Origin of the sequence: Edaphobacter sp. HDX4 (assembly GCF_036877565.1) — a bacterium.
In the GTDB taxonomy this organism is placed as follows: Bacteria; Acidobacteriota; Terriglobia; order Terriglobales; family Acidobacteriaceae; genus Edaphobacter.
In genome coordinates this window covers 1-20,161 of record NZ_JAEDXW010000034.1, presented here as the reverse complement: position 1 = coordinate 20,161, position 20,161 = coordinate 1, and the positions used below count along the sequence as shown (strand labels likewise).

The 20,161-nt window shown below is 57.7% G+C and carries 19 protein-coding genes; 11 read left to right on the top strand and 8 right to left on the bottom strand.

What is annotated here, in order from left to right; translation table 11 throughout:
• Window positions 1-43 precede the first annotated feature (43 nt).
• Window positions 44-553: a crossover junction endodeoxyribonuclease RuvC gene (gene ruvC, locus JAO29_RS21630; protein WP_334270358.1), complete on the top strand. Its 510-nt coding sequence runs from the start codon at window positions 44-46 to the stop codon at window positions 551-553.
• Entirely contained in the window at window positions 550-1,257 is a 708-nt protein-coding gene (locus JAO29_RS21625; RefSeq protein ID WP_334270357.1) for a hypothetical protein, read from the top strand. Before ruvC ends, JAO29_RS21625 begins: the two co-directional genes overlap by 4 nt.
• Before the next feature lie 21 nt (window positions 1,258-1,278).
• Here JAO29_RS21625 and rsmA read toward each other — a convergent pair whose 3' ends face one another.
• A complete protein-coding gene (rsmA, locus tag JAO29_RS21620) occupies window positions 1,279-2,079 on the bottom strand; it encodes a 16S rRNA (adenine(1518)-N(6)/adenine(1519)-N(6))-dimethyltransferase RsmA (protein WP_334270356.1) in 801 nt (266 codons plus the stop codon).
• Between the two features lie 80 nt (window positions 2,080-2,159).
• On the opposite strand from rsmA, the gene glgA reads away from it, so the two are divergent.
• Complete coding sequence (gene glgA, locus JAO29_RS21615) at window positions 2,160-3,608, top strand: glycogen synthase GlgA (RefSeq protein WP_334270355.1); 1,449 nt, start codon at window positions 2,160-2,162, stop codon at window positions 3,606-3,608.
• On the opposite strand, the gene JAO29_RS21610 is transcribed toward glgA, so the two are convergent.
• Both JAO29_RS21610 and JAO29_RS21605 read right to left on the bottom strand, forming a co-directional pair.
• A complete protein-coding gene (locus tag JAO29_RS21610) occupies window positions 3,605-4,972 on the bottom strand; it encodes an APC family permease (protein WP_334270354.1) in 1,368 nt (455 codons plus the stop codon). The two genes, glgA and JAO29_RS21610, sit on opposite strands and share 4 nt — an antisense overlap.
• Window positions 4,973-5,022: 50 nt before the next feature.
• A complete protein-coding gene (locus tag JAO29_RS21605) occupies window positions 5,023-6,630 on the bottom strand; it encodes an ArnT family glycosyltransferase (protein WP_334270353.1) in 1,608 nt (535 codons plus the stop codon).
• A gap of 124 nt (window positions 6,631-6,754) precedes the next feature.
• Between JAO29_RS21605 and ypfJ the strand changes: the two genes are divergently transcribed.
• Together ypfJ and JAO29_RS21595 are read left to right on the top strand one after the other, a co-directional pair.
• Complete coding sequence (gene ypfJ / locus JAO29_RS21600; RefSeq protein WP_334270352.1) at window positions 6,755-7,615, top strand: KPN_02809 family neutral zinc metallopeptidase; 861 nt, start codon at window positions 6,755-6,757, stop codon at window positions 7,613-7,615.
• Window positions 7,616-7,688: 73 nt separating this feature from the next.
• Window positions 7,689-8,543, top strand: a complete 855-nt coding sequence (locus JAO29_RS21595; protein ID WP_334270351.1) for an SGNH/GDSL hydrolase family protein — start codon at window positions 7,689-7,691, stop codon at window positions 8,541-8,543.
• Here the strand turns inward: JAO29_RS21595 and uvrC are convergent.
• Complete coding sequence (uvrC, locus tag JAO29_RS21590) at window positions 8,527-10,572, bottom strand: excinuclease ABC subunit UvrC (protein ID WP_334270350.1); 2,046 nt, start codon at window positions 10,570-10,572, stop codon at window positions 8,527-8,529. The two genes, JAO29_RS21595 and uvrC, sit on opposite strands and share 17 nt — an antisense overlap.
• 278 nt (window positions 10,573-10,850) lie before the next feature.
• Here uvrC and JAO29_RS21585 point away from each other — a divergent pair, with 278 nt between their 5' ends.
• Window positions 10,851-11,591, top strand: a complete 741-nt coding sequence (locus JAO29_RS21585; RefSeq protein WP_334270349.1) for an OmpA family protein — start codon at window positions 10,851-10,853, stop codon at window positions 11,589-11,591.
• A 214-nt stretch (window positions 11,592-11,805) separates the two neighbouring features.
• Here the strand turns inward: JAO29_RS21585 and JAO29_RS21580 are convergent, their stop codons facing one another.
• The gene (locus JAO29_RS21580) at window positions 11,806-12,024 is read right to left on the bottom strand and encodes a DUF3311 domain-containing protein (RefSeq protein WP_334270348.1); all 219 of its coding nucleotides are present in this window, start codon (window positions 12,022-12,024) and stop codon (window positions 11,806-11,808) included.
• 68 nt (window positions 12,025-12,092) lie between these two features.
• Between JAO29_RS21580 and mazG the strand changes: the two genes are divergently transcribed.
• The 3 genes from mazG (at window position 12,093) to menC (ending at window position 14,957) form a co-directional block, all read left to right on the top strand.
• Window positions 12,093-12,920, top strand: a complete 828-nt coding sequence (gene mazG, locus JAO29_RS21575) for a nucleoside triphosphate pyrophosphohydrolase (RefSeq protein WP_334270347.1) — start codon at window positions 12,093-12,095, stop codon at window positions 12,918-12,920.
• Between the two features lie 40 nt (window positions 12,921-12,960).
• Window positions 12,961-13,761, top strand: coding sequence for a GNAT family N-acetyltransferase (locus JAO29_RS21570; protein WP_334270346.1), 801 nt, complete (start codon window positions 12,961-12,963; stop codon window positions 13,759-13,761).
• Window positions 13,762-13,829: 68 nt separating this feature from the next.
• A complete protein-coding gene (gene menC, locus JAO29_RS21565; protein ID WP_334270384.1) occupies window positions 13,830-14,957 on the top strand; it encodes an o-succinylbenzoate synthase in 1,128 nt (375 codons plus the stop codon).
• A gap of 8 nt (window positions 14,958-14,965) precedes the next feature.
• Here the strand turns inward: menC and JAO29_RS21560 are convergent, their stop codons facing one another.
• Window positions 14,966-15,907, bottom strand: a complete 942-nt coding sequence (locus tag JAO29_RS21560; protein ID WP_334270345.1) for a hypothetical protein — start codon at window positions 15,905-15,907, stop codon at window positions 14,966-14,968.
• 210 nt (window positions 15,908-16,117) lie between these two features.
• On the opposite strand from JAO29_RS21560, the gene JAO29_RS21555 reads away from it, so the two are divergent.
• Together JAO29_RS21555 and JAO29_RS21550 are read left to right on the top strand one after the other, a co-directional pair.
• The gene (locus JAO29_RS21555) at window positions 16,118-16,525 is read left to right on the top strand and encodes a bactofilin family protein (protein WP_334270344.1); all 408 of its coding nucleotides are present in this window, start codon (window positions 16,118-16,120) and stop codon (window positions 16,523-16,525) included.
• A 17-nt stretch (window positions 16,526-16,542) separates the two neighbouring features.
• Window positions 16,543-17,181 carry a class I SAM-dependent methyltransferase gene (locus tag JAO29_RS21550; RefSeq protein WP_334270343.1) on the top strand — a complete coding sequence of 213 codons (639 nt, stop codon included), beginning with the start codon at window positions 16,543-16,545 and terminating at the stop codon, window positions 17,179-17,181.
• A 77-nt stretch (window positions 17,182-17,258) separates the two neighbouring features.
• Here JAO29_RS21550 and JAO29_RS21545 read toward each other — a convergent pair whose 3' ends face one another.
• Complete coding sequence (locus JAO29_RS21545) at window positions 17,259-17,510, bottom strand: hypothetical protein (RefSeq protein ID WP_334270342.1); 252 nt, start codon at window positions 17,508-17,510, stop codon at window positions 17,259-17,261.
• A 140-nt stretch (window positions 17,511-17,650) separates the two neighbouring features.
• Window positions 17,651-20,023 (bottom strand): APC family permease, encoded by a 2,373-nt coding sequence (locus JAO29_RS21540; protein WP_334270341.1) that lies wholly within the window; start codon window positions 20,021-20,023, stop codon window positions 17,651-17,653.
• Between the last annotated feature and the right edge of the window lie 138 nt (window positions 20,024-20,161).

Below are 20,161 nucleotides of genomic sequence, written 5' to 3'. Positions count from 1 at the left end.
TTCGACAGTCCGGATGGACAGGGAAATGAAGTAAACTTCGCCCATGCGCGTCTTCGGAATCGACTGCGGTACGGAGTTCACCGGTTATGGTGTGGTCGAGGTGGATTGCGACGCGCGGATGCCAAAGCTGACGCAGGTCGCCTCGGGAACCATCCGGCTGAACAAGAAGCAGAAGACTCCGCTGCGGCTTTCGCAGGTGTATACCGAGCTAACCGCCGCGATGGCGGTGCATCAGCCCGATATTGTGGCCATCGAAGAGGTCTTCTTCTCCGCGAACGCCAAATCAGCGCTCAAGCTCGGGCAGGTACGCGGGGTCGCCATGCTCGCGGCAGCGAGTCTGAACCTGGATGTCGTCGAGTATGCCCCTCTGAAGATCAAGAGCTCCGTTGTGGGATATGGCCTGGCAGGCAAGGAGCAGGTGCAGTTTATGGTGACCCGGCTGCTGGAACTTGAGCAGGCTCCGGACTCTGCGGATGCCGCCGATGCTCTCGCCGTCGCTATCTGCCACATCCATACTGCCCAGACGCTTACGGCCCAGGGTGCCGGACGATGAAGATCCTTGCCGCGGTCTTGACGTTGACCAGCGCCTGCTTTGCGCAGACCGTTGCTACCGCTGCCGGTCAGCCCGCCGCGTCTGAGGCTATCCCCGCAGGTCCCGAGGTAAGTTTTCAATTCGAGAGAATCGGTCTTCCGGTTCCAAAGTTCACAATTGTGGTGCACGAGGACGGGACCGGAAGCTATCAGGCGCAGCTCGCGGCCGTTAGTGCCGGTGCGGGGCAGACGTCCACTGCCGGACCGCCGGTTAATAAAGCGATCAAACTGAGCTCTCCGACCACACAGACGATCTTCAACACCGCACATGCGCTGGATCGCTTCAACATCGAGTGCGAGTCGAAGGCGAAGAATATTGCGAACACCGGTAAAAAGACTCTCAGCTACAAGGGAGCGGACGGGCAAGGCTCCTGTCTCTATAACTACTCGGAGAACAAGAGCGTAGCCCAGCTTACGGATACCTTCCAGGCGATCGCCTTCACCATGGACGAAGGCCGAAAGCTTGAATTCCTTCACCGGTTCGACCGGCTCGGCCTTTACTCGGAGATGGATGTGCTGAGCCACGAGGTTCAGGAGAAGCGAGCGCTGGAGCTGGGGAACATTGCACCTGCCCTCAAAGCGATCATCGCCGACGAAGCGCTGATGCAGAGGGTTCGGGAGCGCGCCGCGCATCTACTGGCGGAAAGCGAAGAGGTATCGCGCTAGCCTCCGTCGGAGTCTAGAAGTCTACGAGGAGAGGTGGCGGAGGGAGCGATAGAGCTCTGCCATAGTCTCCAGCGTCAACGATTCAGCGCGTGCCTGCCGGGGGACCGTGTCTGGCCAGAGGGCTGCGAGGTCCGGCGATGAGTATCCCGCCGCTCGCAGATTATTCTCCAGCGTCTTGCGTTTCTGAGCGAAGCTCTGCTTCAGGAAGGTGTCGAATCCCCTGGGATCCACCTGTAGTTCGGCGAAACGCGGCGCGAAGTCCATTCTGAGAACGCTCGAATATACCTCCGGCGGCGGTGAGAACGCCGATGGAGGCAACGTGAAGAGATAATCGACCCTGGCGTTCATCTGTGCCGTGGCGGAGAGCAGGCCATAGTCACGCACGCCGGGTCTGGCCGAGACGCGCTCGGCCACCTCCCGCTGCATCATGACTACGGCACGGGAGAGCAGACCCGCCGCTCCCGCGCTGAAGAGTTTCAACAGAATGTCCGAGGTGATGTAGTACGGCAGGTTTCCTACGACGTCTGTAGTCTCACCAGCCGGAATGAGGGCGGTCAGGTCTGCCTTCAGGACATCGATTTCGACTATCTGCACGTTGGGCTGCGTGGCAAACCGCTGAGCGAGGGCCGGAGCCAGTTCTCGGTCCAGTTCCAGGGCGATAAGCCGGCCGGCCCGTGCAGCCAGAATCTCAGTGATCGCACCTCGGCCGGGACCGATCTCGATGACGGTCCGCTGGCGTATGTCGCCGAGAGCATCGACGATGGAGTGCCGGGCCCGGTCGTCGACCAGGAAGTTCTGCCCGAGTTTTGGTTTGCGTTTCATGGCTTCCGAAGCCCGTTACGTGCTTTCTGCATCTCTTTGTATAGACTAACGTTTTGGTTTGAAAAGAAGAGGGAGATGGCATGCATATCGTGTTTGCGGCTTCGGAGTGCACACCCTGGGCGAAGACCGGGGGACTGGCGGATGTGATCAGCGCCCTGCCGAAGACCCTGGTGAAGATGGGTCACAAGGTGCATGTCTACATTCCGTACTATCGCCAGGTCGCAAAGGCAGTCTCCAATGCTTCTGTTGTTCTACCGAGCGTGACGGTGCCGTTTCCGTCTTACAATCGCTTCGCTCGCCTTCTGGATGGAGGAATCGTCGACGGTGTGCAGATGTACTTTGTTGACGTTCCCGAGTTGTTCGACCGCGAGAGCTTCTACGCCACTCCCTCAGGAGATTACCCGGACAATGCGGAGCGTTTTGGGGCGTTCTGCCGCGCGGTGATCGAGGCGACCAAGGTTATCGGGGTTCCGGATGTGTTCCATGTACACGATTGGCAGGCAGCGATGACGGCGGTCATGCTGCGGTCGATCTATTATTTCGATCCGGTGTTTCGGAATGTTCCCGCTGTCCTGACCGTCCACAATGCGGGGTACCAGGGATGGTTTCCGCCTCGCACCATGGAGACGCTGCTGCTGCCGTGGGAGATGTTCACGATGGATAAGCTGGAGCAGTTCGACAAGGTTAATTTCCTGAAGGGCGGGGTGGTGTATTCCGATGCCATCACTACCGTCAGTCAGACGTACGCGCAGGAGATCCAGACACCAGAGTTCGGCAATGGACTTGAAGACACCTTCCGGCGTCGGTCCGGAGATCTCTTTGGCATCCTCAATGGTGCCGATTACGGGGAGTGGGATCCCGCCATCGATCCCTATATTGCCGCTCACTACACGGCAGACAAACTGGATGGAAAGCGGGAGTGCAGACGGGATCTTCTACACGCCTTCCGGTTTGAAGACGTCGACGAGCAGACCGCAGTGATCGGTGTCGTGTCACGATTCGCCACCCAGAAGGGAATCGACTTTATCGTCGATATTCTCGACCGGCTGTTGCAGGAAGATGTCGTCCTCGTGATGCTGGGGAACGGTGAGGAGTACTACGAGCGTCTGTTGACGGAGATGGCTGATCGATACCCCACCAAAATGCGTGTGCAGGTGAAGTTCGACAACGTGATGGCGCATAAGATCGAGGCCGGATCGGATCTCTTCCTGATGCCTTCGCGCTATGAACCCGGCGGCCTGAACCAGATCTACAGCCTGAAGTACGGAACGATTCCCGTGGTTCGCGCCACCGGCGGTCTAGAGGACTCAATCGACGAACCGGTCGACGGCCGCGGCAACGGCTTCAAGTTCTCGGGATATGACTCGAACGGTCTCCTGGATGCCGTGCAGCGGGCGCTGACGGCGTTCCAAGATAAGAAGACCTGGAGGGCCATGATGAAGCGGGCGATGGAGCAGGACTTCTCGTGGGACAAGCCCGCCCGCGAGTACGTGCGAGTCTATGAGCGGGTGATTCAGAACCGCAGCTAGGCCACCCGGCTTCGTCGGCGAAAAGCGAAGTGCAGCGGAATTCCGCAGAGGATGATGAGGGTTCCGATGATGGAGTTCCGGGGCTGGTCTGCAAAGGAAAAGACCAGCAGCACTATTGCCGCTGCGATGAACAGGAGCGGCAGCACAGGGTATCCCCACACGCTGTAGGGCCGGATGATATCGGGCTCGCGGCGGCGGAAGACGAAGACGGTGCTGGCCGTCAGCGCATAAAAAAACCACTCCGCGAAGATGGCGAGAGAGAACAGCGCCTGAAAACGTCCGATGACAAGCAGCAAAAGGGAACTGAGAACCGCCTGAAGGATCAGCGAGGTGGACGGGGTGTGAAATTTAGGGTGCACATAAGCGAGCTGACGAAAGAACAACCCGTCATGCGCGGCTGCAAAGGGGACACGGGCTCCTGAGAGCGACGATCCCACGAAGGTGGCGCAGATACTTACCGCCATCCCGATGGAGACCAGCCCGGCGCCCCAGTTCCCAGCGATCATGCGCAGCGCATCCGCCGCGGGACGGTCGGCGCTCGCAATCGTAGCTGCGGGCATGACGTACTGGATAGCTGCGTTCGTGAGCATATACATCGCTCCGACGATCGCGACTCCGCCGACCAGCGCGAGGGGCAGACTCCGCTGCGGTTTCTGTACCTCACCGGCCATCTGGGTGACATCGCTCCAGCCGTCATAGGCCCAGAGCGCCGCGATCAGCGCGATCATGAAGCCGGAGAATCCTCCGCGCGCCCCGGTGAACTCGGTGGCGAAGTTATGCCAGGATCCGTGGCTTCCTCCTGCGCCGAAGCAGAACCCGGCTATGACCACGATCAGCAGAATCTTGAGCCAGGTGAGTGCAAGCTGCACGTTGCCGGATTTGCGTGTACCGAGAATATTGAGGCCGGTGATCAGCCACGTCATGGCGATGGCGAAGACCTGGCTCCACAGCAGAGGTCCCACCGCCCGGTGTTCGAAGAAGTAAAAGACCGGGAAGGTTGCCAGCACGCGCGCCAGCCCTGCCGCAATGGTGGCAATCGATGCCGGTTTGGCGATGGTGATCCAGGTCCACATGTAGAGGAAGCCGACCAGGTCGCCGTAGGCCTCGCGCAGAAAGGCGTACTCGCCGCCGTACCTGGGGCGCAGCGCTGCGATCTCGGCGTAGGTCATCGCCCCGAATAGCGACAACAGTCCTCCGACGATCCAGACGGCGTACACCATGCCGGAGGAGCCAACCGCAGCCATCATCTCTCGCGGCACAAGAAAGATTCCGCTGCCGATGATGATCCCGACGACGATCGAGGTAGCATGCGATGCGTTCAGGACGCGCGGAAGTTCCGTCTGTGGCTGCTCTTTGACTTGCATGGGTTGCTCGGAGAGTAGCACAGAGACCGAGCCGCTTCGCCAGGGAAGTGTCAGAAGTAATGTTTGTACTTCAGCCAGTTGTTCTCTGGAGACTGCACGCTCTGGCAGCCGTGAAGCAGGTAGATACGCTTGTGCTCGAAGGGCATCGACAGTGGGTGATCCATGGTCGCGGCAACTTCGACCTGTCGGCAGAGCCTCTCGAAGTGCTGCGGCTTATCGCCGGAGATTACGATCAGCACCTGTCCTCCGACTCCACGCGGTCCCCACAGCCAATAGGTGTTATGGCCGCTTACAATAGGCGGCAGACCGCGACCGAGGAAGTCCAGCGCACCAGCCTCTCCGTAGTTATCCGCGAGAATTCCCGCGTGCGAACGATCCTCCGGGGAGAGGTGCTGGACGATTGCGCTTACCTTATCCACCTCCTCCTGCCAGCCAAAGCGGTCGGCATAGAACTGCGGAAGGATGCCGCTGGATTCGTTCTCACTGTTGCTCGACTGATCGTAAAGATGAAGAGCTTTCGCGTAGGCGACCCACTGCAGCGGGCGCATGACAGGGATCGCCATCGGTAAAATCAGCAACCCGGTCAGAACGAGAATTGCCTCGTAAAGCGGAAAGGCGAACGCACGGTTATGTCGAACAGCCGATCGTTCGCGGAAGCGTTGCTCCCACGCTATGCCGCCCGCCGCGAAGAGGATGGGATAGATCGGCACGACGTAGTAGTCCTTGGCATGGAGCGCCATCATGCTCGCGAGAAAGATTAGATAGGTGTAACCGAGAAATCTCCAGGTCTTCGCTGTCCGATTGAGCAGGAGCCACAGAAGTCCCCAAGCCCAGATGAGAATCGAGACCGGATTGAGGTTCTGGACCTGCTTGACGAGAAAGGGAAGAGAGGCAAGCGCTACGTTCTTATTTCCGACCCGTCCATTGTGAAGAAACTCCAGCGTCGGCCAGTGGTTTGCGATCTGCCATATCAGATTGGGGAGTGCGATCAAAACCAGGAGCGCGATTCCAATAGCGCTCCAACGGGTAAAGAGAACCCGGCGTTCCGGAGTGAGCAACAGCCCCAGTAAGAGCGCAATCAGGAAGAATGTCATCGAGGGTTTATTGAGCAGGCCGATCCCGGCGGAGATTCCGAATGCAATCCAGCACCACCGCTGCGAATATCCGCGGATCTGCAGGATAAGCGCCAGCAGGCCTCCCATCCAGAAGATGGATTCGAAGGAGTTCATCGAGAGAAAGCTGTCCAGGCCGAGGTACTGAGGTGCCAGCAGCACACCCAGCATCGCGAGCGCCTGTGCAGGCCGGCGTCCACCGAGAGACCAGGCCAGGAGCCCGGTCAGCAGTACCCGCATCGCTCCCGCAGCCGCCGATAACAGGCGGATTCCCGCCAGCGAGTGCCCGAAGAGGGTCTCGGCGATCCGCGCCTGCATCGCTACGATCGGGCCGTGATCGACATAACCCCAGGCCAGGTGGCGGCCGCACATCAGGTAATAGAACTCATCCCGGAAGTAGCCCCAGCCGATGTGGGCCTCCCAGAGATTAGTTCCGATATGCAGGCCCAACTTGATGAGGGCAAATAGCAGCGCCAGCCGCAGAGCGTCGCCTAGAGAGCGGTCCATCGGGCGCACCACGGTGGTGGGCGCAGTTGCGGTAGACATAAGCAGGTTCTCCCCAATATGGTTCGTCTACTATTTACGGAATGGGATCGTTTTCGTTCCCTGCGTCTAACATAGCGTTGTTGATCAAATCGGCCCGATATCAGTGAAATTTGTGGGGTGAAGTATGGACTGGACTCCTGGAGGGCTCAGTAACGATGTCGAAGACAGGCGGGGATCTTCCGGCGGCTTCGGCGGCGGCGGAATCGGAATCGTTGGCTTTATCTTCCTGGTCATTATCAGCCTGATAACCGGGCGCAACTATATTGGCAGCTATCTCTCTGGCGGTGGTCATGTAGCCACCTCCAACAGTAGACCGGCGGCATCCTCCCCCGCGGAAGATCGCTCCGCCCAACTTGTCTCCTTCGTGCTCGATGACGTTCAGCAGGAGTGGGAGAAGTTGCTTCCGGAGCAGGCGAATCGGCCCTACCGTCATGCCAAGCTTGTGCTCTTCCGCAACTACACGCGATCAGGCTGCGGTACTGCGCAGTCACAGACAGGACCGTTTTACTGCCCGGCCGATGAGAAGGTCTATATCGATCTCGGCTTCTGGGATGAGCTTCACCGCATCGGCGGAAGCACGGCTGACTTTGCTCAGGCCTATGTGATCGCTCATGAGCTTGGCCACCACGTCCAGAACATCCTCGGCATTGAAAACCACATGCGTCAGCTGCAGTCGCGCGACCCTGAGGCGAGGAATCAGCTCTCCGTCATGCTGGAGCTCCAGGCCGACTGCCTGGCAGGCGTCTGGGCTCATACTGCGGCCCAGCGCGGCAAGATCGACGAGTCCGACGTGAGAGATGGTCTCAGTGCCGCCGCAGCGGTTGGCGACGATCATCTGCAGAAGATGTCGCGAGGCGCAGTTTCGCCGGATAGCTTTACCCATGGAACCTCCGCACAGCGGCAGACCTGGTTCACTCGTGGGCTGCAATCAGGCGATATCAATCACTGCAACACTTTCAGCTCGGCTTCGGGCGGAGGGCTGTAGAGGCGGCCAAGTTCTTTAGGGTCAGAAATATCTATTTCGGTTCAGGACGGCCATCGGGTACGATGGTTCACGCATGCGGCCACTTCTCCTTTTACTAATGATCCTTAGTTTTTGCGGGTTTTCTTCAGCGCAAACCCAGGCTTCCATCGATCGAATGTACGTCTTTGGCGACAGCTACTCGGACTCCGGCAGGGGCTGGGTAGATAGCGACGGCCCTACGGCGGTGGCCTATCTGGCCCACAGGATGGGGCTCACCCTGGTTCCCTCCAATGCACATGACGCGGCGGAGAAGAGTCTGAACTTCGCGGTCAGCGGGGCTCCGACAGGGGAGAGTCCTGGACACATCGTGCCGAATGGCTGGCTGGGGCTGGGAATGAAGAACCAGGTCGCAGAGTTCGTCGCGAGAGTTCACGACGGATCGATAGTTTTTGACGCCGACACGACTCTTTTCTTTATCGCCGGCGGCCTCAACGACAAGCGCATCTCAACCGACCAGACGGTGGCAAATCTTGAAGGCGAGATTCAGGCTCTCTATGACGCGGGAGCACGCCATTTTCGTCTGGCTATCCTGCCGGAGGCCATCCCTGCCTTCAGCGAGGTGGCAACGCGGCTAAATCCTGCAATCCGAACCATCCCGGCTGCCATGGCTCCGAAGCTGAAGGGTGCGGACATTCGGCTAAGCCAATGGGGCGCATACTTTGATCGTGTTATGACAGACGCGCCCAAATATAAGATCACCGATACGACCGACCAGTGTGCGGGCAGAGCGATCTTCAACGAAGACTGCACGCCATGTGCGAATCCGGCCAGTCACTTCTACTATCACAAGAACCATCCCTCGACCGCGGTTCACAGGATCGTCGGCGACATGCTCTACAGGGAAATTGCGAACCCGAGGGAGATTGCGGGATCTAAGGAAGCACATTGAGCGCCGCGCCGGATTGAGGCGCCTCTGCAGCAAAGTAACGGCGGATCTTTTCCGCCGTTGCGCTGTTAACGACCGCGGTGAGCGCGTCCGGCGTCTTCTCCGCAGCCTGCCGCACCGCGCGAACCGACCCGAAGTGTTCCAGCAATCGTTGCCGCGTACGCGGACCGACGCCGGGAATGGACAGCAGCTCCGAGTCTCTGTCCCTCATCTCGCGGCGTTTGCGGTGATAGGTAATCGCAAAGCGGTGAGACTCATCGCGAATCTTCTGGACCAGGTGCAGCACAGGGGAGCGCCGATCGAGAACGACAGGATCGCTCTCCTGCCCGTAGACGTAGATAATCTCCTCACGCTTGGCGATCGATGCCAGAGGCTGCAGCGTGACCCCCAGTTCGTTGAGGGCATCCGCTGCGGCGTGCAGCTGGCCCAAACCGCCGTCGATCAGGATCAGCGAAGGGAAGGGTTTCTTGTCCTCCAGCAGCCGTTTGTAGCGCCGCTGGATGATCTCGCGCATGGAGGCGAAGTCGTCCACCCCGGTCACCGTTCGCGCCTGAAATTTTCGGTAGTCCGACTTCTTCATGGCGCCGTCTTCCCAGACCACCATCGAAGCCACTGTCTCCGCTCCCTGAATGTGAGAGATATCGAAGCACTCGATGCGTTGCGGAGGTTCCTCGAGCATGAGGGCGTCCTGCAGTGCCTCCACGATCGCCTTCTGCGAAGGCAGCAGGACGCGGAATCGCTGATCGTAGGACTGCTTCGCATTCTGACCGACAAGGTCAACGAGCGAGCGTTTTTCTCCGCGCTGCGGTGCGAGGATCTCGATGCGGTGACCGGTGTGCTCTGCCAGCAGCTCTGCCAGCAGAGCACGATCTGGGAAGTCGACAGGCACAAGGATGGATCGCGGAACGTATCCCTGATCGAGATAGAGCTGTTTCAGGAGCGCGGAAAAGAAGGCTGCAGGACTGAAGCTCGAACCCGGCTCGGCAAGAGGCGCATGCTGCGTCAGAGGAGAGCCCTCGCCGATCTCGGGTGCGGGGCAGGCTGGGTCTGGCTCCAGGAAAGACACAGATTCGGTCGGCGAAGCGACGGCGTTCCCCGTGGACTGGTGCTGCATGTTCTCGGGGGAAGAACTTGCAGTGGGCTCCTCGTCGCTCGACGTCTCCATGAACTCGGGAAGATCTTCCCAGAAGAAGTCACGCCGATCGACGATCTTTCCCGAACGCATGTGGAACAGGTTGACCGCCAGCATCTCGTTCTCATAGTGGAAGCCGAAGACATCCGCATCTTCGTTGTCGGTGGTCGCGATGCGCTGCTTGTCCAGCATTTGATGGACGGTGGAGAGCTGGTCCCGGAGTCGAGCTGCCATCTCATACTGCTCGGCCTGCGCTGCCTGCTGCATCCGTTCACCAAGCCGCTGCTCCAGTTCACCTGGTCGGCCTTCCAGAAACAGCTGCACATCTCGGATGGCTTGCCGGTAGTCCTCCGGCGTCGTCAGGCCCTCCACGCACGGACCAAGGCAGCGCTTGATGTAGTACTGCAGGCATGCGCGTGGGTGATACCGGGAGAGGTCTACCTTGCAGCTTGGGATGAGGAAACTGCGATGGATCAGATCAACAAGACGGTGAGCGAGATTTCCGGGGAAGTACGGTCCAAAATAGGCGCTGCCATCCCTGCGCAACTTGCGGGTTACGAATACCTTCGGGTGGCGATCCGCCATGGTGAGCTTGATATACGGGTAGGTCTTGTCATCGCGGAGCAGGATGTTGAACCGCGGTTTGCGCTGCTTGATGAGATTGTTTTCAAGCGCGAGCGCCTCGTGTTCGTTTGCGACCGTGATGTAGTCCACATCGACGGCTTCGCGCATCAGTGTTCCGGTCTTTGCGTTCGCCTGCGAGGCGTCAAGAAAGTAGGAGCGCACCCGCGCGCGCAGATTCTTCGCCTTACCGACGTAGATGACCTCACCCTCGGCGTTTTTATAGAGGTAGCAGCCGGGAGAGGTCGGCAGGGTCCGGATTTTCTGATGAAGGTCCATTCCATTGCGCCCCATTTGCTCGCAAACGCTTGCACATGAAGGCTTACATTCCAGTTTAGACGCTTCGCGGATAAATGGAGGTCCGAGTAGATTTGACGCGGATGCACATCAAAAGTTCCATCCGTGAACGTAGGTGGAATCAGACATCCCGTCCGGTGCGCCGATACATCCTTTTAAAGACAGGGTTTTGGAATCTGCCAGTGTTTGGCATGGAGATTGCAGTGATTACAGGGTGTAACGGGTTGCAGCCAAGACTGCACACGAAGGAGAGTAGACAAATGAGCGGCATGACACGTTTTTCCCTTGGTCGAGAGTTGAAGATCGGTTCTGCAGGAACTGCCGTCCTTACCAGTGCTTTGTTGCTGACTTTCACGATCGGTTGCTCGAGCAAGAACTATGTGAGATCGCAGACGGCTCCGCTGGTCGATAAGACCAACCAGCTCGATGCCAAGACGGCCAGCGATCATCGCGCGATTATGGACACCGACGAGCGCGCCCAGGCGGGCATCGCGAAGGCTCAGGGAGCCGCGAACTCTGCTGAGGAGCGAGCCCAGGCCGCAGGGCAGTCCGCGGATGCAGCAAATCACTCCGCGCAAGACGCCTATAACCGGGTCGACACGCTCTCCGGAGTGGTCGCTAATCTCGACAACTACAAGTCAATCGCTGACGTGAGTGTCACCTTCGGGTTCGACAAGTCAACGCTCACGGCCAAGGATCGCAAGACGCTGGATGACTTCGCAGCGGGACTTGCGGACAAGAGGAACTACATCCTGGCTGTGACTGGTGGGACCGATACCACTGGCGATGCGAACTATAACTATGGCTTGAGCCAGCGCCGTGCGGATGCGGCTGTAAATTATCTTGCGAGCAAATACAACATTCCTCCGCACAAGTTCTATCTGATAGGTATCGGCAAGGATCAACAGGTCGCCAGCGATAACACGGCAGCAGGCAGAGCCAAGAATCGCCGGGTCGAGATCAAGCTGATGACAAATATGGAACAGCAGGCTTCCAAGTAGAGATTCCCGCAGTACCAATCTGCATCACCAACACACCACGAAGTGCCCGGCCTCGTATGCTGCGTGCCGACACTTCAAACCCTCTCCCAGTGGCGGCAGGGCAGCATAAGAAAGACCCTGCCAGCCTCCCTCCTCTTCACAATCTACTCATCAAGTCAGCGGCTGGCGGTTTCTTAAACCGGCACGGCGATCCCTTGGATGTCGATCTGTGGAACTAGTCCTTCAGTGCGCGATAGACAATTCCCAAAAGAAGCGAAGTGATCACGACCCACGCAAACTGGTACCAGTAGAAGAAGGGAAAGCCCATCAGCGCGGGTGTAGCCCGAGCATAGAGCTGCGGGAAGCACAGTGCGAGATAGGGAATCGCGAGCAGGACCCAGAGGATAGGGTTCTTCCGTTTTTTCTCGGGGAATTGTCTGCCGGGATCAGTCATCGCTGTATGGTCAGGATGCTATCACGCAACGTGCGTTCCCTCCCATGGTTCGGGTAAAGTATAGATATATGGAGTCTCTGGAGACCGAAGAGGCCGCACGCAACCTGATCGAATCTGTGCGGATCATGGCGCGGCTTCGTGGGCCGGGAGGATGTCCCTGGGACAGGGAGCAGACCTTCGACACGATCAAGCGCCACACCCTTGAAGAGACCTATGAGGTCTTCGACGCTATCGAACGCAGAGCATGGCCTGAGCTGAAGGATGAGCTTGGCGATCTGCTGCTACAGATACTCTTCTACTCACAAATGGCTTCGGAGGCCGGCTACTTCGATATCAGCGACGTGGCGGCCAATCTGAACGCGAAGTTGATCCGCAGACACCCACACATCTTTGGCGATGTCACGGCGGAGGATTCCGCGACGGTTCTGAAGAACTGGGAAGAGATCAAGCGCGAAGAGAAGCGCACTGCGGGCAGAGAGGCTGAACTCTCGGTGCTCGGCGAGATACCCCGTTCCATGCCCGCGTTGATCGAAGCGGGGAAGCTCGGCTCGCGTGCAGCGAAGGTCGGGTTCGACTGGCCCGACGTGCATGGTCTGTTCGATAAGGTCGATGAGGAAGTCGCCGAGCTTCGCGCCGAAGTGAATCCTCAAACGGAAGCAGCCGGTGCCTCAGAGGCTGCGATCGAAGAGGAGCTTGGTGACCTGATGTTTACCGTTGTAAACCTCGCGCGCCATCTTAAGGTCGATCCTGAGTCTGCCCTCCGTCGTGCGAATGCGAAGTTCCGTTCGCGCTTTCAAGCGATGGAGCGCCAGGCAGGTGGTGGAGAATCTCTCGCTAGCCTGGGACCGGAAAAACTGGACCAGCTATGGCGAGAGGCAAAGCAGGCAGAGAAGTGAACTCGGCGATAGCGCCAGGAAGAACGAAAGACTGGAAATCATGAGTACAGAGAAGCAAACGGCAATCGAAATTCGGAGAGAAGCGCAGATTGACATCCGGCCACTCACGACGCTCGAGGAGTTCGAGCGTTGCGTCGTACTGCAGCTTGAGGTCTGGGGATACAGTGATGGCGATCTGATTCCCCGAAGGGTCTTCCTCGTCGCCCAGCGCATCGGCGGCCAGGTCCTCGGCGCCTTTGACGGGGACACGGTGGTCGGCTTTGCAATGGCGCTTCCTGGTTATCGCAAGGGGCACTCGTACCTCCACTCGCACATGCTGGCTGTTCTGGCGGATTACCGTAACGCCGGACTGGGTCGACGTCTTAAGCTTGCCCAGCGAGAAGACGCCCTCGTCCGGGGCTTCGACCTGATGGAGTGGACCTTCGATCCCCTCGAGATCAAGAATGCACACCTGAATATCGCTCGTCTGGGAGCTATCTCCCGCCGTTATAAAGAGGACTTTTATGGTCCGTCATCTTCCCCCTTGCAGGGCGGTCTGCCGACGGATAGGCTATACGCGGAATGGTGGCTGAAGTCTCCCCGGGTAACAAATATCCTCAGCGGAAAGACGGAGCCAATCCAGGTCCTTGAACGAATCACTGTCCCGCATACCATCTCCCAGTGGAAGCAGGATCCTCATACAAGATCATTGGCGCAGCAGCTACAGGCGACCAATCGAATGGCGTTCGAGTCGGCATTTGAGCGAGGTCTCAGTGTCATAGGGTACGAGCGGGACGACGCCGGCGATGGAACATTTCTGCTCGGTTCATGGAGTGATGAAGAACAAGGCGCCTGGAGCTGAACCTGTCGGGAAGACCCGAAGGCGCGCCTAACCACAAGATAACCCTTGGAAGGACGGGATTTGAGATGCTGAACATCGATGCGATTCACATGCGGGAGATCAACATGCCGCTGGCTCACCCCTTTGAGACCAGCTTCGGACTTACGACGGGACGCCGCATTCTCCTGATTGAGTTGGAGAGCGAAGGCCTGACGGCCTGGGGTGAGTGCGTTGCGGGCGAACACCCCTACTTCAGCGACGAGATGATCGACACCGCCTGGATCATCACCGAAACGGAACTGATTCCTCGTCTGCTGGACGCCAACCTCGAGCACGGAGGCGACGTTCCAGATCTTCTTAGGCAGGTGCGCGGCCACCGCATGGCTAAGGCGGCGCTTGAGAACGCTGTATGGGATCTTGAGGCGCAGGTTGCAAGAAAGCCGCTCGCCTACCTCCTTGGAGGCACCCGCGACGTCATTCCCTCCGGTGTGTCGATCGGGATTCAACCAACGCTGGAGCAGCTGATAGAGAAGATCGAAACCGAGTTAGCAGCGGGTTACCAACGCATCAAGTTGAAGTGCAAACCTGGATGGGACACCAACATATTCGAGGCCGTTCGCAATCGCTGGCCTGAGATCCTTCTCAGCTGCGACGCCAACTCTGCTTATCGCATGAAAGACTTCGATCACATCGCCTCGTGGGATCAGTTCAACCTGCTGATGATTGAGCAGCCGCTGTGGTACGACGACTTCTACTTCCACTCGATGTTGCAGAAGAGAATCGAGACGGCGATCTGTCTCGACGAGTCGATCCGAAACCGGCGTGACGCACTCGCAGCCATCGACATGGAATCTTGTCAGATCATCAACATCAAAGTGGGACGCGTCGGTGGTTTCAGTGAGGCCATAGCCGTGCATAACGCTGCTGCGGAGCGGGGAATTCCGGTCTGGTGCGGTGGCATGCTGGAGACCGGTATCGGGCGCGCGCACAACATCGCGCTCTCGTCGCTGCCAAACTTCTCGCTTCCAGGAGACGTCTCCGCATCGGCTCGCTACTGGGCCGAGGACATCATCGAGCCCGAGGTGACGGTCAGCAAGGCAGGCGAGATCATAGTACCGACGGGTGTGGGCTCAGGCTATGCCGTTCTCCCTGAACGGATCGAAAATCTTACGGTGCGCAGGAAAACACTCCGTGCAAAGGCTCGAGTTGCGGTGTAAGGCGCGGCTTAGTGCTTCGGCAGGGGCGTATTCAGAAGCTCGCGAATTGCATCCTGGTAGCTCATCGCGGGGATAGATTGGAAGTTGGAGCCATCGACGTCCGACTGGATATTCAGCGTCTTCACCAGAAGAGCACGGACAGCGATGCGCTCCTTGAAGTGAGTGAAGATCCAGCGATCATCTGTCGCCTCCGCCTGGTCGAGAGATAACTGGCCTCCAGGATAGATGTGAGCCAGCATGCCCCAGCCGAAGTTGACGGCCCGGAAGATCGTTCCTTCCATTCGTACAACCTGTTTCGTCTTGATATCGATCCAGGCTCTTCCACGCAGCCCCGTCAGTGCTTCGGCTGTGGTCGTGGGCGGATGGAACTTGGGGTTTGGCTCGTAGTCGAGCACCACCTCGGTGATCCCGGGATGTCTTCCTGTCTGCGGCTGACCGGGCACATAGGTATAGATCATCGCGTCTGGCATAAGGCGCATAAGTTGGTCAGCGATCTTTTTTCCGGACTCGGTGTCTTTAATGTGTTTTGCAAACGCATCGGGGTTCTTGAGCATGTCATTTAATCGCTCACGCTCTGCTTTGTCCTGCTCTTCGGTCAAAGGCTTGCCATCGCGCAGAATCAGCCTCGCTACCGTCCCATCTCTGCTTTCGATGACATCGCGCGTCTGGTCACCCTTTGCATTGACCAGGTGCATGCGATAACGCAGGTGATTGTTTCGGTTGTGAAGAACGTCCAGCTCTTTTCCCACTGCGTCGACGACCCATTGGCGCGGAGGAATGGAGAGCGGAGAGGCCTGTGTCGATCGATCCGGGCTGGAGTGACTCTGACCGCCTGCGGCCAGCGGACAGAACGGGCTTATCAGGGCGACACTAAGGAGCAGCCTGGAGATACGACGACGCATACCTGGAGGATGCGGCAGTGCATGCAAAGCAGGGGAAGTTTGTTGCATGCGATCGTTCAACCTCACTCTGCCTTACCTCTTCGCTGTAACGTCACCTGGACTGACTGTATACCGTGCTGACTGTCTTATGTGTGACGTAGCTTGCCGGTGCAAAGTTTTCTCGGATCCTGCGCCATGTTTGCCTCGATGCAACGCGTTGGGTATAGTTCGGGCAAGGTATAGATTGTCTGGCAGCATTCGCAAGGAGAGAGATACGGAATGAAACCCGCTGAAGGATCCACCGTCATAGGCAAGTCTGTCACCATTCGAGGTGAGTTGTCCGCAAACGAAGACCTCTACATCGATGGCGACATGGAAGGAACGATTACCCTGCCTGACTACGCTCTGACAATTGGACCGAACGCAAGAGTGCTCTCCAACATCCGTGCGAAGGATGTGATCGTCTTTGGAGACGTAAAGGGTGATCTGCACGCTACTGGGAAGGTTGAGATTCGCGGTTCAGCCGTGGTCAAGGGAGACATCTTCAGCAAACGGCTGTCGATTGAAGAAAACGCTACCTTGCGCGGGAAAGTAGACTTGGGGCGCAGTGCCGAGGCTGGCTCGGATGTTCCGTCTGTAAGCGGAAAACCTCAGCAGGAGAATCTTCTGCTCGAGCACAAAGCTTAAGGAGGACAGAGCTACAGATGCGTAATTTCTTCGGCGGCGGAGAAGGTTCCGGGAATTCGCGCGGTTCAGATAGTGCCAGGGTCCCGCGCCATTCCAGCGGATGGAAGGAGCTCCAGAAGCACCTGACGTCTCAGGAATCTCTGCGCGTACTCGACATCGGCCCAACATCTTCCACCAACATCAACTACATTACCGGGCTCGGTCACAGCATTTATATGGCGAATCTCGTCGAAGAGGCTGCACGCCCGGACTGGGTTCACCCGGGCGAGCCGGGTGAACCGCCCCAATACGACGTTGCGCGTTTCTTCGAAGCCAATCTCAACTTCCCGGGTCGGCAGTTCGACGTCGTCATCCTCTGGGATACTGTGGATTTCCTGCCGGAGCCGCTCGTGGAACCGGTCTTCGCAAAGCTGCATGAAGTGATCAGTCCGGGTGGCCTGATGCTTGCGTTCTTCCATGCGAACAGTGACGCGACCACGGCCTTCTGTCGCTATCATCTCACCGATACCGAGGTGGTCGAGATTCAAAAAGCTGGGAACTATCCGCTGGTGAATACCTACAGCAATCGCAAGGTAGAAAATCTGCTCAAGGATTTCAGCAGTTATCGATTCTTCCTTGCAAAGGATTCACTTCGAGAGGTGATTGTTACTCGCTGATCCTCTGGAGTGTAAGAAATGTGAGAGGCGCAGGCGAATATCCTTATCGCCTGCGCCTTATTATTTGAAACCGAAATCTACTTTGCTGAATTCTGCTTTCGCCGCTCGGCCCAACGCTTCTTCATTGCGTCGGCGATACGCTTGCGACCTTCAGGAGTCAGCTTGCGCTTTCGACCATTGCTGGTAGCCTTCTTCGCTACGTTCGTGCTTCCTTTGGGCCGGCCGCGGCCAGAGCGTTTGGGCTGCGATGCGTCAGCAAGCAGTGCACGTGCCTGCTGTAACTTGAGAATCTGTGCATCGATTTCGGCAATGATCTGGGTAACTTCCACTGAAGTCTCCTACGAATGCGGGAAATAGTTACAAAAAAGAGATCGAATGGATAGGCAAGTTATGTATGCATATCTTCTTACTATCACCAACGATACCGGACTTATTCAGCTCTCGCAAACGCAGAGGGGAAACAAGTCTGTTATTTACGCGTAGTTTCTACCTTCTCTTTATCCGGATTCGGCTCCGCCTTTGTACGAATTGCATATCCGGGACCAGATTTATCCATCTCTTCGTGATAGACGGTGCCCAGTCCGCGCCGCACGACAGAACGCTGCAGGTAGTGCTCCAGGCCATGAAGCATATTGTCTTTATCACGCGCATACTCTGACGCCATGCGACTTAGCGCATAAGTCACAATATCGCTATGATGAAGATCGCGCATCGCCGGATCGCGGCGCAGGTTCAGCCAGAGCCGGTGGACAAGCTGCACCTCATCCGGTTGAATGGTGGGAGCGTGCGGTCCGATATGGAAGCTCAGAGCCTCGCCATCAGGCTTGATCACGTAAAACGTGAACTGGCGCTTTGGTTCAGGTAAGGCCTCCCACGCCTGTCCCACATGATAGGCCTGTTCTTCTGCCGTCAACTTACTCGACAGTCCAGAGACCACGGCAGCAGCATCCAGCGAGTTGGCAGTCTGGACTAGGGCAGCGAAGATATCTCCGGCTGGAACCACCAGAAGAGAGATATGTTTTCCAAAGCTCTCCGCTACCGATACCGCCTTGGTAAACAGCATCTGCTCGTGTTCGCTGAACAGCTGATCGGACGCCTCGACGTACTCCGGCCCTCCGACTCCCATCATGCGCGCCGCCAGGACGACGATGTCCTGCTCCTCCGTATTCGTATGCGTCAAGGCCCACTTCAGCGCGAAGGGAGCAGCGGCATCGCGCATCGTCACAATGACTGCGCCGCGCCGAATGTCCAGCGATGTGAGACCCACCGTGTCCTGGTGCTCAAGCTGGAAATGTTCGCGCATCTGCCGCGAGGTCAGGTCGTGCCGCTTCTTATTGCTCCGCTCCGAGAGCGAGAAGATCACGAAGAAGACTGCGGCGAAGATGACGCCGCTCACGGTCGCTACGGACTTCGTAAACAGGTTGACGACTGCGGTCGTCGAAAGAACTAGGAACACCGAGAGCAGGCCAATCGGGATCTCTGTCTTTCCGATTCGAATATTCAGCGGCACCTTCCAGCCACGCTCGCCGTGGTACCTCCATCGCAGGATCAGCATGGCGAGGGCGTTGAAGGTGAAGCTCCAGATCACGCCAAAGGCATATGCCTCACCGATTACCACAACGTTGCCGTGCGTCAGTGCAATCACCACCAGCTGCATTCCTGCAACCAGGTTTACGATGCGATAGCTTGTGCCGTACTTCTTCTGCGGCTTGCGGAACCAATCTGTCAGAACTCCGTCTTCGGCAATCCGCATCAGCACGCCGGTCGAGCCGACGATAGCTGTATTTACGGCCCCTCCAAGGATCAGAAAGCCGACCACCACGACAAAGCAGCGGAAGATAAACCGGAGAACCTCGGGGCCGACCATGTACATGGCCATTCCAGCGATCAGGTTGTCGCGATAGACATGCACCCGGACCGCATCGGGGATGATCATGACAGCTAGCAGGGAGCACAACCCGGTGAAGAAGAAGCTGTAGGTCGCAATCACCAGCGCGGCGCGCTTCAGATTCTTCAGCTTCGGATGCTCGATCTCACGATTGACCTGCGCCAGCGACTCCTCGCCGCTCATTGCGAGCACGGAGTGGCCAAAGGCCATCAAGACGCCAAACAGTCCCAGAGACGTAGCAAACTTCGTTCCCTTCAGGAATCCCAGTGCGTCCTGGCTGAAGTGGAGATTCGAAGGTACCGGCAGCGGAGGAAGCTGCGCGCCCCGATGAAGCACCGTAAAGATGCCCCAAAAAAGAAGAATCACCACCATGACAGTGGTGATCTTCATGATGTCCAGGGCTCGCTGACTCGACTCCTCTATGCCTTTGATGTTCTGCCACCAGAAGTACAGCGTAATGACCACTGCGATAAAGGCCGATGCTATATCCGGTCGTAGGTGGGGAACGGTCGCCCAGTGCATCCTCGCACCGGCATAAGCGAACAGGTCGTTCAGCAAACCGATGATGTACTGACCGGCAGACACACCCGAGATCGGTCCGGTCAAGACGTAGTCGAACATCAGCGCGGAGACGCTGATCTTCGCAAACGTGCTTCCAAGCGCTTCCTTGACGATGCGATAGACACCGCCGCGCGTAAACATCGAGCAGCTCTCGACATACACCGAACGCACGGCGTAGGCAAAGAAGACGACGCCCAGGATGAGCCAGGGAGCCGATTTGCCCACAGCCTCTTCCGCGAGGCCGCCTGCATAGAACGCTGAGGAACCTAAATCATTGAGAACGATAGCGGCGGCGCGCCAGAAGGAAATAAACGTCAGCATCACCGAGGACGCCACTACGAGGCGTACCCGATTCGATTGCGGCAGAACGACAGTATTTTTTGCTGAAGCCATTAATTGTCTAGGACGCGTCCGACGGCTGTCATAAGCGTCCAGAAACCTATCGTCCGAAACCTAGTTTAAGGGCGCCCACGCGCAGCGTCAATTGATCCTGCCATCTTTCATTTTCCTTTTCCAGAAGGAAGAGGAAAA

Excerpts from the sequence above, each read along its gene's own strand:
- ruvC (WP_334270358.1), top strand. The coding sequence starts at position 44 with ATGCGCGTCTTCGGAATCGACTGCGGTACGGAGTTCACCGGTTATGGT.
- JAO29_RS21625 (WP_334270357.1), top strand. The coding sequence starts at position 550 with ATGAAGATCCTTGCCGCGGTCTTGACGTTGACCAGCGCCTGCTTTGCG.
- rsmA (WP_334270356.1), bottom strand. The coding sequence starts at position 2,079 with ATGAAACGCAAACCAAAACTCGGGCAGAACTTCCTGGTCGACGACCGG.
- glgA (WP_334270355.1), top strand. The coding sequence starts at position 2,160 with ATGCATATCGTGTTTGCGGCTTCGGAGTGCACACCCTGGGCGAAGACC.
- JAO29_RS21610 (WP_334270354.1), bottom strand. The coding sequence starts at position 4,972 with ATGCAAGTCAAAGAGCAGCCACAGACGGAACTTCCGCGCGTCCTGAAC.
- JAO29_RS21605 (WP_334270353.1), bottom strand. The coding sequence starts at position 6,630 with ATGTCTACCGCAACTGCGCCCACCACCGTGGTGCGCCCGATGGACCGC.
- ypfJ (WP_334270352.1), top strand. The coding sequence starts at position 6,755 with ATGGACTGGACTCCTGGAGGGCTCAGTAACGATGTCGAAGACAGGCGG.
- JAO29_RS21595 (WP_334270351.1), top strand. The coding sequence starts at position 7,689 with ATGCGGCCACTTCTCCTTTTACTAATGATCCTTAGTTTTTGCGGGTTT.
- uvrC (WP_334270350.1), bottom strand. The coding sequence starts at position 10,572 with ATGGACCTTCATCAGAAAATCCGGACCCTGCCGACCTCTCCCGGCTGC.
- JAO29_RS21585 (WP_334270349.1), top strand. The coding sequence starts at position 10,851 with ATGAGCGGCATGACACGTTTTTCCCTTGGTCGAGAGTTGAAGATCGGT.
- JAO29_RS21580 (WP_334270348.1), bottom strand. The coding sequence starts at position 12,024 with ATGACTGATCCCGGCAGACAATTCCCCGAGAAAAAACGGAAGAACCCT.
- mazG (WP_334270347.1), top strand. The coding sequence starts at position 12,093 with ATGGAGTCTCTGGAGACCGAAGAGGCCGCACGCAACCTGATCGAATCT.
- JAO29_RS21570 (WP_334270346.1), top strand. The coding sequence starts at position 12,961 with ATGAGTACAGAGAAGCAAACGGCAATCGAAATTCGGAGAGAAGCGCAG.
- JAO29_RS21560 (WP_334270345.1), bottom strand. The coding sequence starts at position 15,907 with ATGCAACAAACTTCCCCTGCTTTGCATGCACTGCCGCATCCTCCAGGT.
- JAO29_RS21555 (WP_334270344.1), top strand. The coding sequence starts at position 16,118 with ATGAAACCCGCTGAAGGATCCACCGTCATAGGCAAGTCTGTCACCATT.
- JAO29_RS21550 (WP_334270343.1), top strand. The coding sequence starts at position 16,543 with ATGCGTAATTTCTTCGGCGGCGGAGAAGGTTCCGGGAATTCGCGCGGT.
- JAO29_RS21540 (WP_334270341.1), bottom strand. The coding sequence starts at position 20,023 with ATGGCTTCAGCAAAAAATACTGTCGTTCTGCCGCAATCGAATCGGGTA.